General features: G+C 69.5%; 19 protein-coding genes. 9 read left to right on the top strand and 10 right to left on the bottom strand.

Translation table 11 applies throughout. The features are described from left to right. Positions 1-82: 82 nt before the first annotated feature. Positions 83-1,549: a CCA tRNA nucleotidyltransferase gene (locus tag ACY0MR_RS18535; RefSeq protein WP_392866884.1), complete on the top strand. Its 1,467-nt coding sequence runs from the start codon at positions 83-85 to the stop codon at positions 1,547-1,549. A gap of 80 nt (positions 1,550-1,629) precedes the next feature. On the opposite strand, the gene ACY0MR_RS18530 is transcribed toward ACY0MR_RS18535, so the two are convergent. The 3 genes from ACY0MR_RS18530 to ACY0MR_RS18520 form a co-directional block, all read right to left on the bottom strand. Next, the gene (locus ACY0MR_RS18530; protein ID WP_473554163.1) at positions 1,630-2,889 is read right to left on the bottom strand and encodes an MFS transporter; all 1,260 of its coding nucleotides are present in this window, start codon (positions 2,887-2,889) and stop codon (positions 1,630-1,632) included. 75 nt (positions 2,890-2,964) lie between these two features. Continuing rightward, entirely contained in the window at positions 2,965-4,047 is a 1,083-nt protein-coding gene (locus tag ACY0MR_RS18525) for an inositol-3-phosphate synthase (RefSeq protein ID WP_361847531.1), read from the bottom strand. A 48-nt stretch (positions 4,048-4,095) separates the two neighbouring features. Next, positions 4,096-4,776, bottom strand: coding sequence for a PadR family transcriptional regulator (locus ACY0MR_RS18520; RefSeq protein WP_361847534.1), 681 nt, complete (start codon positions 4,774-4,776; stop codon positions 4,096-4,098). Between the two features lie 371 nt (positions 4,777-5,147). Here ACY0MR_RS18520 and ACY0MR_RS18515 point away from each other — a divergent pair, with 371 nt between their 5' ends. Together ACY0MR_RS18515 and ACY0MR_RS18510 are read left to right on the top strand one after the other, a co-directional pair. Next, positions 5,148-7,898: a transglycosylase domain-containing protein gene (locus ACY0MR_RS18515; RefSeq protein WP_473554160.1), complete on the top strand. Its 2,751-nt coding sequence runs from the start codon at positions 5,148-5,150 to the stop codon at positions 7,896-7,898. Positions 7,899-8,031: 133 nt separating this feature from the next. Further along, positions 8,032-9,534 carry a glycosyltransferase family 87 protein gene (locus ACY0MR_RS18510; protein WP_473554157.1) on the top strand — a complete coding sequence of 501 codons (1,503 nt, stop codon included), beginning with the start codon at positions 8,032-8,034 and terminating at the stop codon, positions 9,532-9,534. Positions 9,535-9,592: 58 nt separating this feature from the next. Here ACY0MR_RS18510 and ACY0MR_RS18505 read toward each other — a convergent pair whose 3' ends face one another. The 3 genes from ACY0MR_RS18505 to ACY0MR_RS18495 all read right to left on the bottom strand — a co-directional run bounded on the left by ACY0MR_RS18505 (position 9,593) and on the right by ACY0MR_RS18495 (position 12,270). Then, complete coding sequence (locus tag ACY0MR_RS18505) at positions 9,593-10,624, bottom strand: alanine racemase (RefSeq protein ID WP_361855309.1); 1,032 nt, start codon at positions 10,622-10,624, stop codon at positions 9,593-9,595. A 93-nt stretch (positions 10,625-10,717) separates the two neighbouring features. Next, a complete protein-coding gene (locus ACY0MR_RS18500) occupies positions 10,718-11,836 on the bottom strand; it encodes a lipid II:glycine glycyltransferase FemX (protein ID WP_231073246.1) in 1,119 nt (372 codons plus the stop codon). Between the two features lie 119 nt (positions 11,837-11,955). After that, positions 11,956-12,270, bottom strand: coding sequence for a hypothetical protein (locus ACY0MR_RS18495; RefSeq protein WP_361855312.1), 315 nt, complete (start codon positions 12,268-12,270; stop codon positions 11,956-11,958). Between the two features lie 285 nt (positions 12,271-12,555). Between ACY0MR_RS18495 and rpsF the strand changes: the two genes are divergently transcribed. From rpsF to rplI, 4 genes are all read left to right on the top strand, one after another. Then, positions 12,556-12,846, top strand: coding sequence for a 30S ribosomal protein S6 (gene rpsF, locus ACY0MR_RS18490; RefSeq protein WP_015034882.1), 291 nt, complete (start codon positions 12,556-12,558; stop codon positions 12,844-12,846). Positions 12,847-12,920: 74 nt separating this feature from the next. Then, positions 12,921-13,517, top strand: a complete 597-nt coding sequence (locus ACY0MR_RS18485; RefSeq protein ID WP_473554153.1) for a single-stranded DNA-binding protein — start codon at positions 12,921-12,923, stop codon at positions 13,515-13,517. Between the two features lie 55 nt (positions 13,518-13,572). Next, a complete protein-coding gene (gene rpsR / locus ACY0MR_RS18480; protein WP_003967857.1) occupies positions 13,573-13,809 on the top strand; it encodes a 30S ribosomal protein S18 in 237 nt (78 codons plus the stop codon). An 18-nt stretch (positions 13,810-13,827) separates the two neighbouring features. Beyond that, positions 13,828-14,274: a 50S ribosomal protein L9 gene (gene rplI / locus ACY0MR_RS18475; RefSeq protein WP_361855318.1), complete on the top strand. Its 447-nt coding sequence runs from the start codon at positions 13,828-13,830 to the stop codon at positions 14,272-14,274. Positions 14,275-14,440: 166 nt separating this feature from the next. Here the strand turns inward: rplI and ACY0MR_RS18470 are convergent, their stop codons facing one another. Continuing rightward, positions 14,441-15,778 (bottom strand): MATE family efflux transporter, encoded by a 1,338-nt coding sequence (locus ACY0MR_RS18470; RefSeq protein WP_388800774.1) that lies wholly within the window; start codon positions 15,776-15,778, stop codon positions 14,441-14,443. Between the two features lie 423 nt (positions 15,779-16,201). Here ACY0MR_RS18470 and dnaB point away from each other — a divergent pair, with 423 nt between their 5' ends. After that, the gene (gene dnaB, locus ACY0MR_RS18465; RefSeq protein WP_388800777.1) at positions 16,202-17,686 is read left to right on the top strand and encodes a replicative DNA helicase; all 1,485 of its coding nucleotides are present in this window, start codon (positions 16,202-16,204) and stop codon (positions 17,684-17,686) included. Positions 17,687-17,741: 55 nt separating this feature from the next. Here the strand turns inward: dnaB and ACY0MR_RS18460 are convergent, their stop codons facing one another. Continuing rightward, entirely contained in the window at positions 17,742-18,305 is a 564-nt protein-coding gene (locus ACY0MR_RS18460) for a dihydrofolate reductase family protein (RefSeq protein WP_473554142.1), read from the bottom strand. 112 nt (positions 18,306-18,417) lie between these two features. On the opposite strand from ACY0MR_RS18460, the gene ACY0MR_RS18455 reads away from it, so the two are divergent. Further along, complete coding sequence (locus ACY0MR_RS18455; protein WP_473554140.1) at positions 18,418-19,800, top strand: serine hydrolase domain-containing protein; 1,383 nt, start codon at positions 18,418-18,420, stop codon at positions 19,798-19,800. 134 nt (positions 19,801-19,934) lie between these two features. On the opposite strand, the gene ACY0MR_RS18450 is transcribed toward ACY0MR_RS18455, so the two are convergent. Continuing rightward, positions 19,935-20,387, bottom strand: a complete 453-nt coding sequence (locus ACY0MR_RS18450) for a GNAT family N-acetyltransferase (protein WP_388800793.1) — start codon at positions 20,385-20,387, stop codon at positions 19,935-19,937. Positions 20,388-20,470: 83 nt separating this feature from the next. Further along, positions 20,471-20,929 (bottom strand): MarR family winged helix-turn-helix transcriptional regulator, encoded by a 459-nt coding sequence (locus ACY0MR_RS18445; RefSeq protein ID WP_361855334.1) that lies wholly within the window; start codon positions 20,927-20,929, stop codon positions 20,471-20,473. Between the last annotated feature and the right edge of the window lie 114 nt (positions 20,930-21,043).

Here is a 21,043-nt window from a genome sequence, read left to right as displayed (position 1 = left end):
TGTCCGCCCGATGCCCTCGGGTGCCCCTTGCGCGGGAAAACGAGGACGTCGGCGCGGGCCGGGGCACGTACCCTTTTCTGTTGTGCCGAACGCCAACGAAGACACCCCGACTGCACTGAGCCAGGTGCAACGCCGCGCGGTCAGTGAACTGCTGCGCGTGTCCCCCGTCGCCGACGACCTCGCCCGCCGTTTCCAGGATGCCGGGTTCAGCCTCGCGCTGGTCGGTGGCTCGGTACGGGACGCCCTGCTCGGCCGGCTCGGCAACGACCTGGACTTCACCACCGACGCCCGCCCCGAGGACGTGCTGAAGATCGTCCGCCCGTGGGCCGACGCGGTGTGGGAGGTCGGCATCGCCTTCGGGACCGTCGGCTGCCAGAAGGAGGCCCGCGTCGGGGACGTCGATCAGAGCTACCAGATCGAGGTCACCACGTACCGCTCCGAGGCGTACGACCGGACCTCCCGCAAGCCCGAGGTCTCCTACGGCGACTCCATCGACGAGGACCTCGTCCGGCGTGACTTCACCGTCAACGCCATGGCCGTGGCCCTCCCGCAGAAGGAGTTCATCGACCCGTACGGCGGTCTCGAGGACCTCGCCGCTCGGGTGCTGCGTACGCCCGGCACGCCCGAGGCGTCCTTCTCCGACGACCCGCTGCGCATGATGCGGGCCGCGCGCTTCGCCGCTCAGCTGGACTTCGAGGTGGCTCCCGAGGTCGTCACGGCGATGAAGGAGATGTCCGGCCGAATCGAGATCGTCTCCGCCGAGCGGATCCGTGAGGAGCTCAACAAACTGCTGCTCTCCTCGCACCCCAGGAAGGGCCTCGGTCTCCTGGTGGACACCGGGCTCGCCGACCACGTGCTCCCCGAGCTGCCGGAGCTGCGGCTGGAGAGTGACGAGCACCACCGCCACAAGGACGTCTACGAGCACTCCCTGACCGTGCTCGACCAGGCCATCGACCTGGAGGAGGACGGCCCCGACCTGGTGCTGCGCCTCGCGGCGCTGCTCCACGACATCGGCAAGCCGCGCACCCGCCGCTTCGAGAAGGACGGTCGCGTCTCCTTCCACCACCACGAGGTGGTGGGGGCGAAGATGACCAAGAAGCGCATGACCGCGCTCAAGTACTCCAACGAGATGATCAAGGACGTCTCCCGGCTCGTGGAGCTGCACCTCCGCTTCCACGGCTACGGCACCGGCGAGTGGACCGACTCGGCCGTGCGCCGCTACGTCCGGGACGCCGGGCCGATGCTCTCGCGTCTGCACAAGCTGACCCGCTCGGACTGCACCACGCGGAACAAGCGCAAGGCGAGCGCGCTCTCCCGTGCCTATGACGGGCTGGAGGACCGCATCGCCCAGCTCCAGGAGCAGGAGGAGCTCGACGCGATCCGTCCCGACCTCGACGGCAACCAGATCCAGGAGATCCTGGGCATCGGCCCCGGTCCCGCCATCGGCCAGGCGTACAAGTTCCTGCTGGAGCTCCGGCTGGAGAACGGGCCGATGGAGCACGACCAGGCCGTCACCGCACTCAAGGAGTGGTGGGCCGAGCAGGGCTGAGCCTTGTCCGTGGGCGTCGGTGTTTCACGTGAAACACCGACGCCCACGACGTCGTGAGGGGTGGTGTTTCACGTGAAACATCACCCCTCACGACGTTCTCCCCGCAGGGCCAGGGCGATGCCCGCGTAGAGCACGGCCACCAGCACGATCACCAGGGCGGAGCGTCCGTCGGGCGGGAGCATCAGCGCCGCGACGCCGGCCGACGCCACGAAGGCCACGTTGAACAGCACGTCGTACAGGGCGAAGACCCGGCCCCGGTAGGCGTCGTCCACGGAGGTCTGCACGACCGTGTCCGTCGCGATCTTGGCTCCCTGGGTGGTGAGCCCGAGGACGAAGGCGGCGGCGAAGAAGGGCACGGGGGCGAAGGTCAGACCGAGCAGCGGTTCGAGCACCGCGGCCGTGGCCGCGCAGACGGTCATCCAGCCGAAGGGGCCGAACCGACCCACGGCCCACGGGGACAGCACGGCGGCCGCGAAGAATCCCGCGCCCGAGGTGGCGACGGCGATCCCGAGGAGCCCGAGGCCCTCGGACTCGGTGGAGCCCCATGTGTAGCGGCAGAGCATGAGCACGGTGACGAGCAGCGCGCCGTAGCAGAAGCGCATGACCCCCACCGCGGCGAGAGCGCGGGCGGCGGGCCGCCGCTCCGCGAGGTGGCGCAGTCCTTCGACCAGTCCCCGGGCCGTCGAGCCCAGGGCGGAGGAGAGTCGCTCGGGCACGAGGGCCGGGTCGGGACCGAGGAGCTCCCGTGACATCCGGAGGGAGGCGAGGGCGGCGCAGAGGTAGAGGACGGCGCCGAAGGCCACCACGGCGGCGTCGGACCGGTCGGCGATGAGCTGGATGCCGAACGCGATACCGCCGCCCGCGGTGGCCGCGAGCGTGCCCGCGGTGGGGGAGAGCGAGTTCGCCATGACCAGTCGCTCGGCGTCGACGACCCGCGGGAGCGAGGCGGACAGTCCCGCGAGAACGAAGCGGTTGACGGCCGTGACGGAGAGCGCGGAGGCGTAGAACAGCCACTCCGGGACCGAGACGAGGACCAGGACGGCGGTCCCGCCCGCGAGGAGGGCGCGCAGGAGGTTGCCGTACAGGAAGACCTGGCGGCGCTGCCAGCGGTCCAGCAGCACGCCGGCGAAGGGGCCGACGAGCGAGTACGGCAGCAGGAGGACCGCCATGGCGGAGGCGATCGCGGCCGGGGAGGTCTGCTTCTCGGGAGAGAACACGACGTACGTGGCCAGGGCCACCTGGTAGACGCCGTCGGCGCACTGGGAGAGCAGCCGGACGGCGAGGAGGCGGCGGAAGTTCGTCAGGCGCAGGAGTACGCGCAGATCACGTACGACGGACATGGCAGCAAGACTCACATACGAAGAGGGCCCCCGGGCAGTGCCGCGGGGACCCTCGATCGACAAGCGTGGGGCGCCTTAGCGCTCGACCTCACCCTTGATGAACTTCTCGACGTTGGCCAGGGCCTCGTCGTCGAAGTACTGGACCGGCGGGCTCTTCATGAAGTAGCTCGACGCGGAAAGGATGGGGCCGCCGATGCCGCGGTCCTTGGCGATCTTCGCGGCGCGCAGGGCGTCGATGATGACACCCGCGGAGTTCGGGGAGTCCCACACCTCGAGCTTGTACTCCAGGTTCAGCGGAACGTCGCCGAAGGCACGGCCCTCGAGGCGCACGTACGCCCACTTGCGGTCGTCCAGCCAGGCCACGTAGTCCGAGGGACCGATGTGGACGTTCTTCTCGCCCAGCTCGCGGTCGGGGATCTGCGAGGTGACGGCCTGCGTCTTGGAGATCTTCTTCGACTCGAGGCGGTCGCGCTCGAGCATGTTCTTGAAGTCCATGTTGCCACCGACGTTGAGCTGCATGGTGCGCTCAAGACGGACACCGCGGTCCTCGAACAGCTTCGCCATCACGCGGTGCGTGATGGTCGCGCCGACCTGCGACTTGATGTCGTCGCCGACGATCGGGACGCCCGCCTCGGTGAACTTGTCGGCCCATTCCTTGGTGCCGGCGATGAAGACCGGGAGGGCGTTGACGAAGGCGACCTTGGCGTCGATGGCGCACTGCGCGTAGAACTTCGCGGCGTCCTCGGAACCCACCGGCAGGTAGCAGATGAGAACGTCGACCTCGCGGTCCTTGAGGATCTGGACGACGTCCACCGGCTCCTCGGCGGACTCCTCGATGGTCTGGCGGTAGTACTTGCCGAGACCGTCGAGCGTGTGACCGCGCTGGACCGTGACGCCCTTGTTCGGGACGTCGCAGATCTTGATGGTGTTGTTCTCGCTGGCGCCGATGGCGTCCGAGAGGTCGAGGCCGACCTTCTTCGCGTCGACGTCGAAGGCCGCGACGAAGTCGATGTCACGGACGTGGTAGTCGCCGAACTGAACGTGCATCAGGCCGGGGACCTTGGTCGCCGGGTCGGCGTCCTTGTAGTACTCGACGCCCTGAACCAGCGAGGCGGCGCAGTTGCCCACGCCGACGATGGCTACGCGAACCGAACCCATTCCGGTTGCTCCCTGTGTGATCGTGGAAGCCCTGCTGTGCGCAGGGTTTCACTTGGCGGTGTCGTCGGACGGATCCGGCCGGGTACTGCCCCCGTGCCGGGGCAGGCCGCCCGTTTCTCCAGAATCGTTGTCGTGCAGAGCGGGGGCGTCGGTGCCGGATCGCTGATCCCGCCCTGCCCGCTCGCTCTCGATGAGCTCGTTCAGCCAGCGCACTTCGCGCTCCACGGACTCCATACCGTGGCGCTGCAGCTCAAGCGTGTAGTCGTCGAGGCGCTCGCGGGTCCGGGCCAGGGAGGCGCGCATCTTCTCCAGACGCTCCTCCAGCCGGCTGCGACGGCCTTCGAGGACCCGCATCCGCACCTCGCGCTCGGTCTGCCCGAAGAAGGCGAAGCGGGCGGCGAAGTGCTCGTCCTCCCAGGCGTCGGGGCCGGTGTGGGACAGGAGCTCCTCGAAGTGCTCCTTCCCCGCGGCCGTCAACCGGTAGACGATCTTGGCTCGGCGTCCTGCGAGTGAAGCGGCGAGCGCCTCCTCGGGAGCACTGCCCGGTTCCTCGATCAACCAGCCGTTGGCGACCAGCGTCTTGAGGCAGGGATACAGCGTTCCGTAGCTGAAAGCCCGGAAGACGCCCAGCGAGGTGTTGAGGCGCTTGCGCAGCTCGTACCCGTGCATCGGAGCCTCGCGCAGCAGGCCGAGGACGGCGAACTCGAGAATGCCGGAGCGTCTGCTCATCCGTCGCCTCCTCCTCCGCTCACAGGTCCTTATGCCGTGCTGATGTATCGACTCGATACATCAGCACGATAGAACGGCCCCAAGGTCCCGACAAGTGGGACCGCCGTGACCGGCGTCACATCGTCAATTCACAGCGTGCGACTTGCCTGATTTGGGGTGAACTCCGGCCCTAGGCGGGTTTTGGCCGTGCGTAGGCTGTGCCGCATGCAGAACACCGGGAACCGAGCGCTGCCGCGGGGCGTCAGTGCTCCGGGTGACCGGCTGCGATACGGAGGGGCCTCCGATGGGGTTCCGGCCGTGCGCATTTCGGGGGGACCGGAACTCAACTGCCGCTTCCAGGCGTTCACGCCTGCCCGAGGAGTAGTCGTTCGATGAGCGAGCATCGTCGCAAAATGCCGCCGCAGCAGCCGCCGACGGGCGGTCGCGCGGCGGCACGGCGCGCTGCCCAGCAGCCGGTGGGCCGCAGGTCGGCCCCGGCCCAGGACTTCGGTACGGGGGCCCCTTCGGCCTCGTACGGGCCCACCTCCTCCCCCGGGGAGGAGCAGCGGCCGTACGGCGGTCGCGCCGAGGCCCGCAGGGCCGCCCAGCGCGGCAGCCGCCGCAGGGGGGCCGACAACGGCCCCGGTGGGCCCGGCGGCGGACGGCGCGGCGGTGGTGGCGGCGGCCGCGGCGGCGGTGCCGGCCGCGGTCCCGGCGGCGGCTCGCCGGGCAAGAAGCGGGTGATCGACTACCCGCGCTACGGAAAGTACGGCTGGCGTCGCTGGATGCCGTCGTGGAAGCTCGTCACGGGCACCTTCCTGTTCTTCGCCGCCAGCCTGATGGGCGCGGCCGCGATCGCGTACTCGCAGGTGGACATCCCCAACGAGGCGCTGACCGCGAAGTCGCAGAACAACATCTACTACTGGTCGGACAAGACCCGGATGGTCGCGACGGGCAGCGGCACCAACCGCCAGATCGTCCCGTTCGACAAGATCCCGAAGTCCATGCAGAACGCCGTGATCTCCGCGGAGAACAAGACCTTCTGGACGGACTCCGGCATCGACCCCATGGGCATCGGCCGCGCCGTGTGGAACATGGCCAAGGGCGGCGAGACCCAGGGTGGTTCGACGATCACCCAGCAGTACGTGAAGAACAACCGCCTCGACGACCAGTCGCAGACCCTCAGCCGGAAGGTGAAGGAACTCTTCATCTCCATGAAGGTCGGCAGCCAGGTCGAGAAGGACGAGATCATGGCCGGCTACCTGAACACCGCGTACTACGGCCGCGGTGCCTACGGTGTCCAGGCGGCGGCCCGCGCGTACTTCAACGTCGACGCCGAGAAGCTCAACCCCAGCCAGTCGGCGCTGCTCGCCGCGGTGCTCAAGGGCGCGACCTACTACGACCCGGCCGGCTACCCCGAGATCGACTCCGAGGCCACGCCCGAGAAGAACACCGAGCGGGCGACGCTCCGGTGGGGGTGGATCCTCGACGAGATGCAGAAGGACGGGCACCTCCCGGCCGCGGAGCGCGCGAAGTACACGACGTTCCCCAAGGTCGAGAAGCCGAAGAAGAGCGCCAACCTCAGCGGGCAGATCGGCTACCTGGTCACCACCGCGAAGGCCAACATCAAGGCCCAGTTCGGGATCACCGAACAGGATCTGGAGCGCGGCGGCTACGAGATCTACACCACCTTCGACAAGAAGAAGGTGGACGCCATGGAGGACTCGGTCACGAAGATCCTCAAGGAGTACATCGACCCGAAGAAGCGACCCAAGACGGACACCAACGTCCAGTTCGGCGGCGCGTCCGTCGACACGGCGACCGGCAAGATCGTCGCGCTCTACGGCGGTGTCGACGCGACCAAGCACTTCCGGAGCAACGCCGACAACACGGGTGCGCAGGTCGGATCGACGTTCAAGCCGTTCGTGCTCGCCGCCGCGATGCGGGACGGCGTCAGGGACAAGTCCCTGCCGGCGGAGCAGGACGCCTCCACCCGCACGATCGTGGACCCCGACAAGAGCCGCTACTCCGGCCAGAACAAGCTGAAGATCCGCAAGTACAACGGCGAGATCTGGCACAACGAGCAGGGCAAGGAGTGGCTCCAGACCAACGACGACGACGCGAGCTACAAGGACATGACGCTGCGTCGCGCCATGATCAAGTCGGCGAACTCGCCGTACGTGCAGCTCGGCATGGACGTCGGCATCGACCGGGTCCGCAAGGCGGCCGTCGACGCGGGTCTGCGCCCCGACTCGCTCGTCGGGGGCGAGGTGCCGTCCTTCTCCCTCGGCATCTCCAGCCCGAGTGCCATCCGCATGGCCGGCGCCTACGCGACCTTCGCCAACGAGGGCAAGCAGAACGACCCCTACTCGGTCGAGTCCGTGAAGAAGGAGGGCGTCGTCATCCACGAGCACAAGACGGAGACGAAGAGCCCCTTCAGCCCGGCCGTCGCCAACAACGTCACCGACGTCCTCCGCTCCGTCGTGGACGACGACGAGGGCACCGGCAAGAAGGCCCGGATCCCGGGCCGCGAGGTCGCCGGCAAGACCGGCACCACCGACGGCAACAAGTCGGCCTGGTTCGTGGGGTACACCCCGCAGCTGTCGACCGCGATCGACATGTACCGCTTCGACGACGACGAGACGAAGAAGAACCGCGAGTTCCAGGAGATGTTCGGCACGGGTGACCAGCCGAAGATCCACGGTTCCTCGTTCCCGTCGCGGATCTGGCAGGACTACATGACCGAGGCCGTGGAGGGCTACCCGGTCAAGAGCTTCCCGGAGGCGGAGAAGCTGGAGGGCGCCGAGGCGGTCTTCGGCGGTGGCGCCTCCAGCCCGACCCCGACCCCGACGGCCACGCCGACGCCGACCGAGACGACGGCCACGCCGACGACGTCCGCGCCGACCACCACGCCGCCGCCGACGACGACTCCCCCGACCACGACGCGGACGCCCAAGCCGGACAAGACGACCTGCGGCGTCTGGGGCTGGGGCTGCACCGACGAACCGGGCGATCCCGGCGGCAACACCGGGGAGCCCACCACGGAGCCGCCGACCGACACACCGACGGGGACCGGCACGCCGACGGACGACGGCAGCGGTCCCGGCGGAGGGAACGGCAGGCCCGGCGGCCTGTCCCCCTGATCCGCCGGAACACCCGACGGTCCCGCGCCGCCGCGTGGGACGAGGGCCGTCGCGGCCGACCCGTACCTTCCCGTACGGGCCGGCCGCGGCGGCCCTCGCGGTTTTCCCGGAGTCGTACGGCAGGATGTCCCCCATGCCGAGCCTCCAGAAGACGAGCGCGCCGCAGGACCGGCCCGAGCGCCGCCCGCAGACGGTCATCCCCACCCACCGGGACAAGGTGGCCGCCGCGGGCAGCGAACTGATCGGCGGCCCCTACGGCCGGCGGGCGAGGACCGGTACCGGGCAGCTGACGCCGGTGCGGGTGATCGCCCTGGTGGCCATCGGCATGTTCGCCCTCGGCATGGTGCAGAAGCTGCCCTGCTACAACTGGGCCTGGTTCCGCGGCACGACCTCGCAGTACACCCACGCCTGCTACTCGGACATCCCGCACCTCTTCACCGGGCGCGGCTTCGCCGAGGGCCTGGTGCCCTACTTCGACCGGCTGAACGGCGACATACCGTTCCTCGAGTACCCGGTCCTGACCGGGCTCTTCATGGAGGTCGCGGCCTGGCTGACGCCGGGCGGCGGCGACACGATGCAGCGCGAGCAGGCGTACTGGCTGGCGAACGCGGGGCTGCTGATGGTCTGCGCGGCCGTTCTCGCGGTCTGCGTGGCCCGCACGCACCGGCTGCGCCCCTGGGACGGTCTGCTCGTCGCTCTGGCGCCCTCGGTCGCCCTGACCGCGACGATCAACTGGGACATACTGGCCGTCGCGCTGACGGCCGCCGCCGTGCTGATGTGGTCACGGGGACGCCCGCTGGCCTTCGGGATCCTGCTCGGCCTCGCCACTGCCGCCAAGTTCTACCCGATACTGCTCCTCTGCCCGCTGCTGCTGCTCTGCTGGCGGGCCGGGAAGTGGCGGGTGTACGGCACCGCGGTGCTGGCCGCGGCCGGCGCGTGGCTGGTCGTGAACCTGCCCGTGATGCTGCTCGCCCCCGAGGGCTGGAAGCAGTTCTACCTCTTCAGCCGCGACCGGAACGTCGACTTCGGATCGATCTGGCTGCTGATCAGCCAGCGGACGGGCGAGGCGATCACCCCGGGCCAGGCGAACCTGTACGCGCTGCTGCTCATGCTCGCGGCGGTCGGCGGACTCGCCTACCTGGCGTTCACGGCCCCGCGCCGGCCCCGCTTCGTCCAGCTGGCGTTCCTGATCGTCGCCGCGTTCGTCCTCACCAACAAGGTCTACTCGCCGCAGTACGTGCTGTGGCTGGTGCCGCTGGCGGCGCTCGCCCGGCCGCGCTGGCGCGACTTCCTGATCTGGCAGGCCTGCGAGGTCATGTACTTCGTGGGCGTGTGGATGTACCTGGCGTTCACCACCAGCGGCAACAAGCAGGGCCTGCCGGTGGACGGCTACCAGTTCGTGATCGTGCTGCACCTGCTGGGCACGCTGTACCTGTGCGTGATGGTCGTACGCGACATCCTCACGCCCGAGAAGGACCCGGTCCGGCAGGACGGCGCGGACGACCCCTCCGGGGGCGTCCTGGACGGCGCCGAGGACGTCTTCGTCGCGGGCCGCGCCGCGCGTCCCGCCCGGCACGCCGCCCCCGCGGCCGAGGACGGGCGGCTGCTGGTGGAGTGGGGAACCCCCGGAAGCTGATCTCCACGAAGAACCCCCGGAAGCCGAGCTCCCGGGGGTTCAGGGGGTGTCGACCGGCTCAGCGCTCGACGAGCCGGTCGAACTGCGTCGTGGTGTGGCGCAGGTGCGCCACGAGCTCGTCGCCGACCCGGGGCTCCTGGGCGTCGGCCGGCACGAACAGGATCGACACCTGCATGTGCGGCGGCTCGGCGAACCAGCGCTGCTTCCCGGCCCAGACGAAGGGCGACAGGTTCCGGTTGACGGTGGCCAGACCGGCACGGGCGACGCCCTTGGCGCGCGGCATGACGCCGTGCATGGCCTTGGGGGCCTCCAGGCCCACACCGTGCGAGGTGCCGCCGGCGACGACGACCAGCCAGCCGTCCGACGCGGCCTTCTGCTGGCGGTAGCCGAACCGGTCCCCCTTGGCGACCCGGGTCACGTCCAGGACCGCCCCGCGGTACTCGGTGGCCTCGTGGTCGCCCAGCCAGAGCCGGGTGCCGATGCGGGCGCGGAAGCGGGTCTGCGGGAACTGCTGCTGGAGCCTCGCCTGCTCCTCGGCCCGCAGGTGGCTGACGAACATGGTGTGGAGCGGCAGCCGCGCGGCCCGCAGCCGGTCCATCCAGCCGATGACCTCCTCGACGGCGTCGGTGCCGTCCGGGCGGTCCAGCGGCAGGTGGAGGGCGAAGCCCTCCAGGCGCACGTCCTCGATGGCGGAGTGGAGCTGCTGGAGCTCCTCCTCGCGGACCCCGTGCCGCTTCATCGAGCTCATGCACTCGATGACGACACGGGCTCCCACGAGGGCGTGGACGCCGTCCACGGACGACACGGAGCGGATGACCCGGTCGGGCAGCGGAACCGGTTCCTCACCCCGGCGGAAGGGGGTGAGGACCAGCAGGTCGCCGCTGAACCAGTCCTTGATCCGCGCGGCCTCGTACGTGGTGCCCACGGCGAGCATGTCGGCGCCGAACCGGGCCGCCTCGTCCGCGAGGCGCTCGTGGCCGAAGCCGTAGCCGTTGCCCTTGCAGACCGGGATGACACCGGGGAACTGGTCGATGACGTTCTTCTGGTGCGCCCGCCAGCGAGCGGTGTCGACGTAGAGGGAGAGCGCCATGGCCGGCCCGGAACCTTTCTGATGGCAGCGGTGAGTCAGCGGTGAGTCAAAGGTATGTACGAGACTACGGAAACGTCAGCGACACGGCACGGGTCAGCGACGGGACATGTAGATGTCGAGCGCCTTGTGCAGCAGCTTGTTCAGCGGGAAGTCCCACTCGCCGACGTACTCGACGGCCTCGCCGCCGGTGCCCACCTTGAACTGGATGAGTCCGAAGAGGTGGTCGGTCTCGTCGAGCGAGTCGGAGATGCCCCGCAGGTCGTAGACGGTCGCGCCCATCGCGTAGGCGTCGCGCAGCATGCGCCACTGCATCGCGTTCGAGGGGCGGACCTCACGGCCGATGTTGTCGGAGGCGCCGTAGGAGTACCAGACGTGGCCGCCGACGACGAGCATCGTCGCCGCGGAGAGGTTCACGCCGTTGTGGCGGGCGAAGTAGAGCCGCATGCGGTTGGGGTCCTCGCTGTTGAGGACGGTCCACATGCGCTGGAAGTACGAGAGCGGGCGCGGCCGGAAGTGGTCGCGGACGGCCGTGATCTCGTACAACCGCTGCCACTCGGCCAGGTCCTCGTAGCCGCCCTGGACGACCTCGACGCCGGCCTTCTCGGCCTTCTTGATGTTGCGGCGCCACAGCTGGTTGAAGCCCTTGAGGACATCGTCCAACGAGCGGTTCGCGAGCGGGACCTGGAAGACGTAGCGGGGCTGCACGTCGCCGAAGCCGGCCCCGCCGTCCTCGGCCTGCTGCCAGCCCATCTTCCGCAGCCGGTCCGCGACCTCGAAGGCGCGCGGCTCGATGTGGGTGGCCTCGACGTCCTTGAGGCGCTTCACGTCCGGGTCCTGGATGCCGGACTTGATCGCGGCCGAGTCCCAGCGGCGGATGACGACGGGCGGGCCCATCTTCACCGAGAAGGCGCCCTGCTGCTTGAGGTGCGCCAGCATCGGGTTCAGCCAGTCGTCGAGGTTCGGCGCGTGCCAGTTGATGACCGGACCCTCGGGCAGGTAGGCCAGGTAGCGCTTGATCTTCGGGAGCTGGCGGTAGAGGACGAGGCCGACGCCGACCAGCTCGCCGCTCTTGTCGAACCAGCCGAGGTTCTCCGAGCGCCACTCCGTCTTCACATCAGCCCATGCCGGGACCTGGCAGTGGCTCGCCGCGGGCTGGCTCTGGATGTACGCCAGATGCTGCTCACGGCTGATGGTCCTCAGGGTCAGGCTCATGCGGGGCGCTCCTCGGCAGGTGTGTCCCCATCGGTCAGGGGCTCCGGCTCTCGCGCCGAAGCCTACTGTGACCGGGGAGCGCCCCGGATGGGCGTGTACGCCCTGACGTGCCGCTGGGCTCAGCTGATGACACCGCCGAAGAGCCCGCCGTGCGCCATGCCGAGGTAGAAGCCGAACGCCGAGGCGCCGAGTCCGAGGACCAGCAGGAAGCGCTCGCGGGTGGTCACGGAGATGAACTGCCCGTAGGCGCCGGTCAGGATGCCGATGAGCCCGGTCCAGGAACTCAGCAGGTGCAGGCTGTGGAACTGGGCTGTGACGAAGGCGATGACACCCAGGATCAGGGTCACGCCCACCAGGGCGTCCTGGAGCGGATGCGGTTTGCCGTCGGTGGCGAAGAGGGAGTGGCCGGGGTCGGGTCGCATTGCCTGTGCCATGGGGCACCTCCTGGCGTAGCTGCCGGAAGGCGGCGCATCGTAGCGCCGCCGACATCCGTTGTGTACAGATTGCGTCCCCTCACCAGTGAATTTCAACCGGAGGGCGGTGAGCGGGTACTCTGTACGGTCTGCACCGGTGTCTGCCCTGGTCCGTCCTGGATCCCGGCGGTGCCCCTCGTTCGCCGAGGGGGACTGTCAGTGGTGGCCGATACCGTTGCGTACGCATCACGACCCTCCTGCCACGGAACGACCGTGGCCGCTGAGTCCAAAGGAGGTGGGTTCCACATGCGTCACTACGAAGTGATGGTCATCCTCGACCCCGATCTCGAGGAGCGCGCTGTCTCCCCACTGATCGAGAACTTCCTTTCCGTCGTCCGTGAGGGCAACGGAAAGGTCGAGAAGGTCGACACCTGGGGCCGTCGTCGTCTCGCCTACGAGATCAAGAAGAAGCCCGAGGGCATCTACTCGGTCATCGACCTGCAGGCCGAGCCTGCGGTCGTCAAGGAGCTCGACCGACAGCTCAACCTGAACGAGTCGGTCCTCCGGACCAAGGTCCTCCGCCCCGAGACCCACTGAGCTTCTAGCTCAGTGGTCATCGGATCCGAGTAGCAACACAGCAGCCAGAAGCAATCCCGCCGAGAGGTTCCCCCATGGCAGGCGAGACCGTCATCACGGTCGTCGGCAATCTTGTCGACGACCCCGAGCTGCGCTTCACCCCGTCCGGTGCGGCGGTCGCGAAGTTCCGTATCGCGTCCACCCCCCGCACCTTCGACCGTCAGACCAACGAGTGGAAGGACGGCGAGAGCCTCTTCCTCACCTGCTCGGTCTGGCGTCAGGCGGCGGAGAACGTCGCCGAGTCGCTCCAGCGAGGCATGCGCGTCGTCGTGCAGGGCCGGCTGAAGCAGCGGTCCTATGAGGACCGTGAGGGCGTCAAGCGCACGGTCTACGAGCTGGATGTCGAGGAAGTCGGCCCCAGCCTCAAGAACGCCACGGCCAAGGTCACCAAGACCACCGGTCGAGGCGGCCAGGGTGGTTACGGCGGCGGCGGTCAGCAGTCCGGCGGCGGCGGTGGCAGCTGGGGTGGGAACTCCGGCGGTGGCCAGCAGGGTGGTGGCGGTGCTTCCGCCGACGACCCGTGGGCGACCGGCGGTCCCTCCTCCGGCGGCGGCGGCCAGCAGCAGGGCGGCGGCGGTGGCGGCTGGGGTGGAAACTCCGGCGGCGGCTACTCGGACGAGCCCCCCTTCTAGGGCACGCCCTGGAAGCAGCTCGTACCCCCATTCTTGATCACACAGGAGAAACACCATGGCGAAGCCGCCTGTGCGCAAGCCTAAGAAGAAGGTCTGCGCGTTCTGCAAGGACAAGACCCAGTACGTGGACTACAAGGACACGAACATGCTGCGGAAGTTCATTTCCGACCGTGGCAAGATCCGTGCCCGCCGCGTGACCGGCAACTGCACGCAGCACCAGCGTGACGTCGCCACGGCCGTCAAGAACAGCCGTGAGATGGCGCTGCTGCCCTACACGTCCACCGCGCGATAAGGAAAGGGTGACCGAATAATGAAGATCATCCTGACCCACGAGGTCTCCGGCCTCGGCACCGCCGGCGACGTCGTCGACGTCAAGGACGGCTACGCCCGCAACTACCTGGTCCCGCGTGGTTTCGCGATCCGCTGGACCAAGGGTGGCGAGCAGGACGTGGCGCAGATCCGCCGCGCCCGCAAGATCCACGAGATCGCGACCATCGAGCAGGCCAACGAGATCAAGGCCAAGCTCGAGGGCACGAAGGTGCGCCTGGCCGTTCGCTCCGGCGACGCCGGCCGTCTCTTCGGCTCCGTGACCCCGGCCGACATCGCCTCGGCGATCAAGGCTGCGGGTGGCCCCGACGTCGACAAGCGTCGCGTCGAGCTCGGCTCGCCGATCAAGACCCTGGGCTCGCACCAGGTGTCCGTGCGTCTGCACGCCGAGGTTGCCGCGAAGCTCGGCGTCGAGATCGTCGCCGCGTAACGCTGTCGCCGGCGCTCTGCGCTGAGCAGTGAGAAAGGGCCGCACCCCTCGGGGTGCGGCCCTTTCGCCGTTGTACGGGACGGGTGGCGGACGCCGTCCGCTGCGGCGGAGCCTCTGGAGGCCTTGCCCCTGTTTCACGTGAAACAGGGTGTTTCACGTGAAACCGTCAGCGTGTGGCGCCGGTGACGATCCAGCGGCCCGAGCGGGAGCGGAACCAGAGTGTGGCCATCCGGACGGACATCATCAGCGTCATCGCCCACCAGAGCGCGGTCAGACCGCCGCCCAGGGCGGGGACCAGCAGGGCCACCGGGGCGAAGACGGCGAGCGTCAGAAGCATCGCCCAGGCCAGATACGGGCCGTCTCCCGCGCCCATGAGGACCCCGTCGAGGACGAAGACGACCCCGGAGATCGGCTGGGAGAGGGCGACCACGAGCAGGGCCGGCAGCAGGGTGTCCTGGACGGCGGTGTCGCCGGTGAAGAGCGGGATGAACAGGGGGCGGGCGACGATGAGCAGCGCGCCGAGCACGACACCGGAGACCACGCCCCACTGGACCATGCGACGGCAGACCTGACGGGCGCCCTCGGCGTCGTTCGCGCCGAGATAGCGGCCGATGATGGCCTGGCCCGCGATCGCGATCGCGTCGAGGGCGAAGGCCATGAGAGACCACAGGGACAGGATGATCTGGTGAGCGGCCACCTCGGCGTCTCCCATGCGGGCCGCGACGGCCGTGGCGATCATCAGGACCGCGCGGAGCGAGAGCGTACGGACGAGGAGCGGCACGCCGGCCTGGGCGGAGGCGCGTATGCCGGCCGCGTCGGGGCGGAGGGAGGCTCCATGGCGCCGGGCGCCCCGTACGACCACGACGAGGTAGGCGACGGCCATGCCGCACTGGGCGATCACGGTGCCCCACGCGGATCCGGCGATGCCGAGACCGGCTCCGTAGACGAGGCCCACGTTGAGGGCGCCGTTGGCTGCGAAGCCGCCGATGGCCACGTAGAGCGGCGTACGGGTGTCCTGGAGGCCGCGGAGGACGCCGGTGGCGGCCAGCACCACCAGCATGGCGGGGATGCCGAAGCTGGAGATCCTGAGGTAGGTGACAGCGTGGGGTGTCGCGGTGTCGGAGGCGCCGAAGAGGTCCACGAGCCAGGGCGCTGTGGGCAGGGTCAGGGCGACCACCGCGAGGCCGAGGAGAAGGGCGAGCCAGATGCCGTCCATGCCCTGCCGGATCGCGGCCGGGAGGTCTCCGGCGCCGACACGGCGGGAGACGGCGGCCGTGGTGGCGTAGGCGAGGAAGACGAAGACGCTGACGGCGGTGGAGAGCAGGGCGGCGGCGATCGCGAGACCCGCGAGCTGGGGGGTGCCGAGGTGGCCGACGATGGCGCTGTCGACCATGAGGAAGAGCGGCTCGGCGACGAGCGCGCCGAAGGCCGGCAGGGCGAGGGAGACGATCTCGCGGTCGTGCTGCCGGCGGACGGCCTTAGGTGTCGCGGGGGCCTGGGTCATGGGGTCAATCTAATCTTCCACAGGTAAGAGATGCAATGCATCTGTGATCCTTACTTCTGGCGGGCAAGGTGCTTCGGGTGTGGGTCGTTTGTTCTGATCTTGGTCCAGGGGTAGAAGTTTTTCTCCCCCACAGCCCGTGGATGGGAAAGTCCCAGCTCAGAGCCGTGACGGCGGGGGGTCTATGAGTTTGTCCACATGGCTGTCCCCCGGTCCGTGCACAGGTTCCGGCGAGTTCTCCACAGACTGAGGGCCTTCACCCACAGGGCCTGTGGATAACCAGATTGGCTGACGCCTCCGACGGGCCTACCGTGGTCCGGCGCCCGACGCGCCAGAAGCGGTCGCAAAGCCACTCGTTGATCAAGCCCGTGGCGTAAGAAAGAGTGGCACGGCGAGGTCCGCGGAGCGGACGGGAGGAGGTGCTTGGTGAGCATTCCCGAGCCCATGGACGACCCTTGGGCCGACGGCGGACCGAGCGACCGACTGCCCACCCGTACCCGGGGCGAGGGACGCGGCCGCGGCCGCGGACGGGACGACCAGCACGAGCGCGGCGGCGAGGGCGGACCGTGGGACGGCGGGCTCTCCGGCTTCGAGCGCGTCCCCCCGCAGGACCTGGACGCCGAGCAGTCCGTCCTCGGCGGCATGCTGCTCTCCAAGGACGCCATCGCGGACGTCGTGGAGATCATCAAGGGTCACGACTTCTACAAGCCGGCCCACGAGACTGTCTACGCGGCCATCCTCGACCTCTACGCCAAGGGCGAGCCGGCCGACCCCATCACCGTCGGCGCCGAGCTCACCAAGCGCGGCGAGATCACCCGTGTCGGCGGGGCCTCCTACCTGCACACCCTGGTCCAGTCGGTACCGACCGCGGCCAACGCCTCGTACTACGCGGAGATCGTCCACGAGCGGGCCGTCCTGCGGCGCCTGGTCGAGGCCGGCACCAAGATCACGCAGATGGGCTACGCGGCCGACGGGGACGTCGACGAGATCGTGAACTCGGCCCAGGCCGAGATCTACGCGGTCACCGAGCAGCGGACCACCGAGGACTACCTGCCGCTCGGCGACATCATGGAGGGGGCGCTCGACGAGATCGAGGCGATCGGCTCCCGCAGCGGTGAGATGACCGGTGTGCCCACCGGGTTCACCGACCTGGACTCGCTCACCAACGGTCTGCACCCGGGCCAGATGATCATCATTGCGGCCCGCCCTGCCATGGGTAAGTCGACCCTGGCCCTGGACTTCGCCCGTGCGGCATCCATCAAGAACAACCTGCCCAGCGTCATCTTCTCCCTCGAGATGGGCCGCAACGAGATCGCGATGCGTCTGCTCTCGGCGGAGGCCCGGGTCGCGCTGCACCACATGCGCTCCGGCACGATGACCGACGAGGACTGGACCCGGCTGGCCCGGCGGATGCCGGACGTCTCGCAGGCCCCGCTCTACATCGACGACTCCCCGAACCTCTCGATGATGGAGATCCGGGCGAAGTGCCGCCGGCTCAAGCAGCGCAACGGCCTCAAGCTCGTCATCATCGACTACCTGCAGCTGATGCAGTCCGGCGGTTCGAAGCGGCAGGAGAGCCGTCAGCAAGAGGTCTCCGACATGTCGCGAAACCTGAAGCTGCTGGCCAAGGAGCTGGAACTGCCGGTCATCGCGCTCTCGCAGCTGAACCGTGGTCCCGAACAGCGCACCGACAAGAAGCCGATGGTCTCCGACCTGCGTGAGTCCGGCTCGATCGAGCAGGACGCGGACATGGTCATCCTGCTGCACCGCGAGGACGCCTACGAGAAGGAGTCCCCGCGCGCCGGCGAGGCCGACATCATCGTCGGCAAGCACCGTAACGGCCCCACGGCCACGATCACCGTGGCCTTCCAGGGCCACTACTCCCGCTTCGTGGACATGGCCCAGACCTGACCGCGCCCGCGCGAGGCGGGACCGGGCTGTCCGGGCCGTGTGCCGCGACGGCTGCTCAGCGCTTCGTTGCGTATCGGGTCAGGATCACGCCGCCGGGGAGGGGGCGGGTCTCCAGGAGGTCGAGGTTCGACCAGTGGTCCAGTGCGGAGAAGAACGGCGTTCCGCCGCCCGCCAGGACCGGGGCGGTGGCCAGGACGTACTCGTCGACGAGGCCGGCCCGCATGGCCGCGCCGGCGAGCGTCGCACCGCCGATGTCCATCGGGCCGCCGTCCTCGGCCTTGAGCCGGGCGATCTCGGCGACCGCGTCGCCGGTGACCAGTCGGCTGTTCCAGTCGACCCGGTCGATCGTCGAGGAGAACACCACCTTCTCCATGTCCCGCCAGCGCCGCGCGAACTCGATCTCCGCCGGAGTCGCTCCGGGCTGCTGGTCGCCGGTCGGCCAGTAGGAGCTCATCGTCTCCCACAGCTTGCGCCCGTACAGGGTCAGTTCGGTCGCCTCCAGCTGGTCGGACCAGAACTGGAACAGCTCGTCGCTCGGCACGCTCCAGCCGATGTCGTCGCCGGGCGCGGCGATGTAGCCGTCCAGGGTCACGTTCATGCCGTAGATCAGTTTTCGCATGGCGCCAGCCTTCCGTGCGGGGGTCTTCCGAGTACGGACCGACGCGGCGCCGGAAACTGATCGGTGCGCCGCGGCACGCCGTCCGTCCGGGGGATCACGTTGGATGGGGTCCATGACGACAACTTTCGAATCCCTGCTGCCCGGTACCGAGCGGGCACTCCTGCACCGTGTCGCGGTGGCCCAGTCCGAGGGGCGGGCGCCCTCCTTCGTAGGAGCGGTGGTGCGTGAGGGAGCGCTGGTGTGGAGCGGCTTCCGCAGTTGCGTGGACGGACACGCGCCGGACGCCGACACCCAGTTCAGGATCGGGTCGATCACCAAGGTGTTCACGGCCGTGCTGGTGATGAGGCTGCGGGACGAGGGGCTCCTGGGCCTGGACGATCCGCTGGAGCGGCATCTCAAGGGCACGGGTGTGGGGGCCGTGACGATCGCTCAGCTCCTCGGGCACAGCGCCGGTCTCGCGGCCGAGACGCCGGGGCTGTGGTGGGAGCGTTCCTCCGCGGAGCTCCGGCCGGAGCTCTCCGACGTCCTGGGGGAGGAGCCCTTCCGGCAGGCCCCCGGGCGGCGTCACCACTACTCCAACCCCGGCTACACGCTCCTCGGTTCGCTGGTCGAGGCCGTGCGCGGGGTGCCCTGGGAGGAGGCGCTGCGGCGCGAGATCCTGGAGCCGCTCGGGATGGACCGCACGACATCGGATCCGGTCGCCCCGCACGCGGGCGGTTGGGCGGTGCACCCGTGGGCCGACGTGATGCTGCCGGAGCCGTCCGAGGACCTCGGGCTGATGGCGCCGGCCGGACAGCTCTGGTCGACGGCCGCTGACCTCGCCCGTTTCGCCGTGTTCCTCGCGGCCGGAGACGAGCGGGTGCTCGCGGCGTCGACCGTGGCGGAGATGCGGGCCCCGGCCGCCGCGCCCGGCGAGGGCGACTGGGAGGGGAGTTACGGGCTCGGTCTGCAGCTGGTCCGCAGGGACGGCCGTACCTTGATCGGTCACTCCGGCTCGCTGCCGGGCTTCGTCGCCGCCCTCTGGGTGAGCGTGAAGGACGGGGTCGCGGCGATCGCGCTCGCCAATGCCACTTCGGGGCCTCTGGCGGGGGCTGTGGCCGCCGATCTCGTCCGGATCGTGGCGGAGGCCGAGCCGCGCTTTCCGGAGCCCTGGCGGCCGCTTCCGGCGGCCGAGGTCGACGAGGAGCTGCTGGCCCTGGCGGGCCCCTGGTACTGGGGCACGTACGCCTACGGGCTCCGGATCGGCCCCGAGCGCGGTGTGGTGCTCGAACCCCTGCGGGGTGCCGGACGGCGGGCCCGCTTCCGGGCGCTGCCCGAGGGGGGCTGGATCGGGCTCAACGGCTACTACGAGGGCGAGACGCTCCGGGCGGTGCGGCGCGCGGACGGCAGCGTGAGCCATCTCGACCTCGGCTCCTTCGTCTTCACGCGGGAGCCGTACGCGCCTGGGGACGCGGTGCCCGGTGGTGTGGACGGGGAGGGCTGGCGCGGGCTCTGAGGCCTCGGGGCGCCGTACGTGACGGCGGTCCGGCCGACTCGTAGGGGACCCGTTCTGTGGTGTTTCACGTGAAACACGCCTGGAGGCGCGCCGGGACCCGGCCCCGGCGCACTCTCGGCGGCGAGGGCTCCGCCTCAGAGGCTCTTCTTGAAGCCCAGGTGGGAGGCCTCGAAGCCGAGCCGCTCGTAGAAGCGGTGGGCATCGGTGCGGGTGACGTCGGAGGTCAGCTGGACGAGCCGACAGCCCTGGCGGCCGGACTCCTCGACGGCCCACTCGATCAGACGGGTGCCCAGACCGCTGCCGCGCTCGTCGGCGTGGATGCGGACGCCCTCGATGATCGAACGGGTCGCGCCCCGACGGGAGAGGCCCGGGATGATCGTCAGCTGGAGCGTGCCGACGACCTTGTCCGCGCGAGTGGCCACGACGACGTGCTGCTGCGGATCGTCCACCAGACGTTCGAAGGCCGCGAGGTACGGGCCGAGGTCGTCGGGGGATTCGCGCTGCGCGCCCAGGGGGTCGTCGGCGAGCATCGCGACGATGGGGGCGATGTCCTCCGTGGTGGCGGGGCGTATCTCAAGATCGCTCATGCCCCGCAGCGTACGACGCCCCTCGGTCGGCGGGGGATCGTCGGGCGGCCGGGCGCCGGTGGCCGTGCGGGGTGTTCGCCGGCTCAGGCGGGGACGCCCACGCCCTCGACGACCTGGACCAGCGGGGCGAGCTCCGGGTTCTTGGCGGCCTCGTCGAGGGCCTCGCGCAGCGCGCTGTCGTTGGTGGGCCTGGCCTCCGCCAGGAGCTTCTGGCCCGCCTCGGTGACATCGGTGTAGATGCCGCGCCGGTCGGTGGCGCAGAGGTAGCGGGTGAGCAGGCCCCTGTCCTCCAGCCGGGTGACCAGCCGGGTGGTGGCGCTCTGGCTGAGGACGACGGCGTCGGCGACCTGCTTCATCTGGAGGTGCCCGCCCGGACCGCTGTGCTGGCGGCTGAGGACGTCGAGCAGCGAGTACTCGCGCACGCTCAGACCGTGGCGGGACTCCAGGGCACGCTCGATGTGCGTCTCGATCCTGCCGTGCAGGAGGGAGAGGGCGCACCAGCGCTGGGAGAGCGCGGTGAGTGCGGGGTCCGTCGCGGTCATGGTCTCTCCTCGGTCTCTCCTCGGCACCGGAGTGGTTCTCGACCAGGATAAACGATGCGACGCAATAATGCGCGTGTGCAAGTAAATGGGGGAGGTCGGGCCTCCCGCCCGCCC

The sequence above is a fragment of the Streptomyces sp. JN8 genome, from assembly GCF_055808075.1.
Note: the sequence above shows the minus strand (reverse complement) of the source record. Positions and strands in the feature narration are given on the sequence as shown.